General features: G+C 61.0%; 3 protein-coding genes. All 3 read right to left on the reverse strand.

All coding sequences use genetic code 11. The features are described 5' to 3' along the window. Positions 1 to 372: 372 nt before the first annotated feature. Positions 373 to 1,140 (reverse strand): 23S rRNA (guanosine(2251)-2'-O)-methyltransferase RlmB, encoded by a 768-nt coding sequence (gene rlmB, locus ACIOVD_RS19260; RefSeq protein ID WP_095169564.1) that lies wholly within the window; start codon positions 1,138 to 1,140, stop codon positions 373 to 375. Next, on the reverse strand, positions 1,137 to 3,767 hold the full coding sequence (gene rnr, locus ACIOVD_RS19265; RefSeq protein ID WP_401129644.1) for a ribonuclease R: 2,631 nt from the start codon (positions 3,765 to 3,767) through the stop codon (positions 1,137 to 1,139). The genes rlmB and rnr overlap by 4 nt, the downstream gene beginning before the upstream one ends. Next, a partial coding sequence (locus ACIOVD_RS19270) for a hypothetical protein (protein WP_401129646.1) occupies positions 3,767 to 3,990 on the reverse strand: 224 nt, incomplete at its 5' end. The genes rnr and ACIOVD_RS19270, both read right to left, overlap by 1 nt.

The raw sequence follows: 3,990 nt of genomic DNA on the forward strand, positions 1-3,990 counted from the left end.
CGCCGACTTGCTCGCTTTGATCCGGGTGGACCAAAAAGATGATTTCGTAATGACGCATGAATGCTCCTTACGGGTTGTAGCCTGCCGCTCAAAAGCGGTCAGACAAGGAGTGAATGACACTTATGGACTTGCTTGCGATAGACACATGCGTGCCTGCCGTCACAGCAAGGGGCGCAATTGTAGAGAAGGGACAGGAGAGGTGCAAGGTTATTGGTGAATATTTGAACAGTTCGTTCGCATGCGCATTTGCGCGACACCACAAACCCCTGTAGGAGCGAGCTTGCTCGCGATGAGGGCGCAATATTCAACATTGATGCCGAATGTTGCACCGCTATCGCGAGCAAGCTCGCTCCTACAGGGAACACAACCGGGTCAGGACTTTTTGCCGGTCCCTGCAGCTTTTACGCTGCGCTGACGCTGGGCTTCGAACAGGCAGACACCTGTGGCCACGGACACGTTGAGGCTGCTGACGCTGCCGGTCATCGGCAAGTGCACCAGGTAGTCGCACAGGTCACGGGTCAGGCGACGCATGCCGCTGCCTTCGGCGCCCATGATCAGGATCGTCGGGCCGGTCATGTCCTGCTGATACAGGCTCTGCTCGGCTTCGCCCGCCGTTCCGACCACCCACAAGCCACGCTGCTTGAGTTTTTCCAGGGTGCGCGCCAGGTTGGTCACGGCCACCAACGGAATCACTTCCGCGGCGCCACAGGCTACTTTTCGTACAGTCGGGGTCAGGGTCGCTGACTTGTCCTTCGGCACGATCACCGCCAGCGCACCGGCCGCATCGGCCGAACGCAGGCAGGCACCGAGGTTGTGCGGGTCGGTCACACCGTCGAGCACCAGCAACAGCGGTGCGCCTTCGGTACGGTCCAACAGCTCGTCGAGCATGGCCTCACCCCAGACCTGGCTCGGACTGACATCCGCAACCACGCCCTGGTGCACGCCCTCGACCCAGGCATCCAGCTCACGACGCTCGGCCTGGCCGACCGCAACGCGGTTTTCGCTGGCCAGCTCGATCAGCGTCTGCACCCGCGGATCGCTGCGGCCTTCGGCCAGCCAGATCTGCTTGACGCGTTTCGGGTGGTGACGCAGCAATGCTTCTACCGCATGCACGCCGTAGATTTTTTCCAACTGACTCATGACTTGGCCTTAGGTTTACGTGCCCCGCCGCTTTTGGCTGGAGCCGAGCCCGCTTTTGGCGGACCCTTACGGTGTTTACTCGGTTTGGCTGGCTTGCCGCCGGTGGCCTTTTCAGGCGCCGACCGTCCGGTCTTTCCCCCAGACGCCGCTTTACCACCGCTTTTCGCTTCGGCCAGCAACGCCTGTTTCATTTCCCGACTCTTGCGCACTTCGGCGTTTTTCGCCGCGGCATCGCTTGGGCGGTAGGCTTCGGCAGCCTTTTCCTTGGCAGGACCACGACGACCGGTTTTCGCCGGCGCCGGTTCTGCGGCGGTCTTGGCAACCGGAGCGGCGGTTTCGCTGCCGCGCTTCTTGCGGCCGATCGGTGCGCTGATGGTTTTTTCCGCCATCTCGAAGTCGATCTTGCGCTCGTCCAGGTCAACCCGCATCACGCGCACTTCGACGGTGTCGCCGAGGCGGAAGCTGCGGCCGGTACGCTCACCGGCCAGGCGGTGGTGCACAGGGTCGAAGTGGTAGTAGTCGCCCGGCAACGCGGTGACATGGACCAGGCCTTCGACATAGATATCGGTCAGCTCGACGAACAGGCCAAAACCGGTCACGGCGGTGATCACACCCGGGAACGACTCGCCCACGCGATCTTTCATGAACTCGCACTTGAGCCAGTTCACCACGTCGCGAGTGGCTTCGTCGGCGCGGCGCTCGCTCATCGAGCACTGCTCGCCGAGTTGCTCCAGCGTCGCTTCGTCGTACGGATAGATACGCGCCTTCGCAATGCTCATCGCGCCAGCACGCTTGACGTGCGGGGTGTTCATCTTCGAATGGATGACACTGCGAATCGCCCGGTGCGTGAGCAGGTCCGGGTAGCGGCGGATCGGCGAGGTGAAGTGGGTATAGGCTTCGTAATTCAGGCCGAAGTGGCCCTGATTGTCCGCGCTGTACACCGCCTGGCTCAACGAACGCAGCATGACCGTCTGGATCAGGTGGAAATCCGGGCGATCCTTGATACCGGCCAGCAAGGCCTGGTAGTCCTTCGGCGACGGACCATCCTTGCCTTTGTGCAGGGACAGGCCGAGCTCGCCGAGGAAGGCGCGCAGTTTTTCCAGGCGTTCCGGTGGCGGGCCATCGTGAACACGGTACAACGCAGGAATCTCGTGCTTCTTGAGGAACTCGGCGGTGGCCACGTTGGCCGCCAGCATGCATTCCTCGATCAGCTTGTGCGCGTCGTTACGCACAGTCGGGCGAATTTCCGCGATCTTGCGCTCGGAACCGAAGATGATCCGGGTTTCCTGGGTTTCGAAATCGATCGCACCGCGCACGTGACGAGCGGCCAGCAACACTTTGTACAGCGAGTAGAGCTGCTTGAGGTGTGGCAGGACGTCGTTGTACTCGCCGCGCAGTTGACGCGCCTCGGAGAGTTTCGGCGTTTCCAGCATCGCGCTGACCTTGTTGTAGGTCAGGCGGGCGTGGGAGTGGATCACCGCTTCGTAGAAGCAGTAGTCGGTCATTTCGCCGGACTTGGAGATGGTCATCTCGCAAACCATGGCCAGGCGATCGACGTGCGGATTCAGCGAGCACAGGCCGTTGGACAGCTGCTCAGGCAGCATCGGGATCACGCGCTCGGGGAAGTACACCGAGTTGCCGCGAACCTGGGACTCGTTATCCAGGGCCGAGCCGATCTTCACGTAGCTGGAAACGTCGGCAATCGCCACGTACAACTTCCAGCCGCCGGAGAACAGGCGCAGCTTGCCTGGCTTGGACTCGCAGTAGACGGCGTCATCGAAGTCGCGGGCATCTTCGCCGTCGATGGTGACGAACGGCAGATGGCGCAGGTCGATGCGCTTCTCTTTGTCCTTCTCTTCGACTTCCGGCTTGAGCTTGGCCGCTTCCTTGAGGACCGCTTCCGGCCAGACGTGAGGAATGTCGTAGGTGCGCAGGGCGACATCGATTTCCATGCCCGGCGCCATGTAGTTACCCACTACCTCGACCACGTCGCCTTGCGGCTGGAAGCGTGGGGTTGGCCAGTGGGTAATCTTTACTTCAACGAATTGACCGACCTTCGCGTTGGCGTTGCGGCCCGGGGTCACCAGCACTTCCTGCTGGATCTTCGGGTTGTCAGCGACGACAAAGCCGATGCCGCCTTCTTCGAAGTAGCGGCCGACGATGGTTTCGTGAGCACGCGACACCACTTCGACGATCATGCCTTCGCGACGCCCGCGACGATCCAGGCCAGACACGCGCGCCAGGGCACGGTCGCCGTCGAACACCAGGCGCATTTGCGCCGGGCTCATGAACAGGTCGTCACTGCCGTCGTCCGGCACCAGGAAGCCGAAGCCGTCACGGTGACCGCTGATGCGGCCAAGGATCAGGTCGAGCTTGTCCACCGGTGCGTAAGTACCACGACGGGTGTAGATCAGTTGAGCGTCGCGCTCCATGGCGCGCAGGCGGCGGCGCAGGGCTTCGACCTGGTCTTCTGTGGTCAGACCAAACTCTTCGACCAGTTGCTCGCGGTTAGCAGGCGAACCTCGATCAGCAAGGTGCTGAAGGATCAGTTCGCGGCTAGGAATAGGGTTTTCATATTTTTCCGCTTCACGAGCGGCCTCGGGATCGAGGGACTGCCAATCGGCCATTAGAGAGTTTTCACCTTGTCTATATGCGGGTTAGTTTGGCATAGGCGTAATGAAACGGGAAATTTCAGGCTACTGAAGGCCCCAAATGCCCTTTCCTGCCGCCGGAATGCGACCGCCCGGCAGCATTCGTAAAATTTCCCCTGTTTTTTTGATATCAGGGGTTTACAGTTAAAACGACGCTCCGTATAGTGCGCGCCATCGACGACGTACAGCGTTGCCGTAC

The sequence above is a fragment of the Pseudomonas sp. NPDC087626 genome (genome assembly GCF_044743405.1).
Lineage (GTDB): Bacteria > Pseudomonadota > Gammaproteobacteria > Pseudomonadales > Pseudomonadaceae > Aquipseudomonas.

What these genes read in the sequence shown, in the direction of transcription:
- rnr (WP_401129644.1), bottom strand. Translation starts at nt 3,767, where the DNA reads ATGGCCGATTGGCAGTCCCTCGATCCCGAGGCCGCTCGTGAAGCGGAA.
- rlmB (WP_095169564.1), bottom strand. Translation starts at nt 1,140, where the DNA reads ATGAGTCAGTTGGAAAAAATCTACGGCGTGCATGCGGTAGAAGCATTG.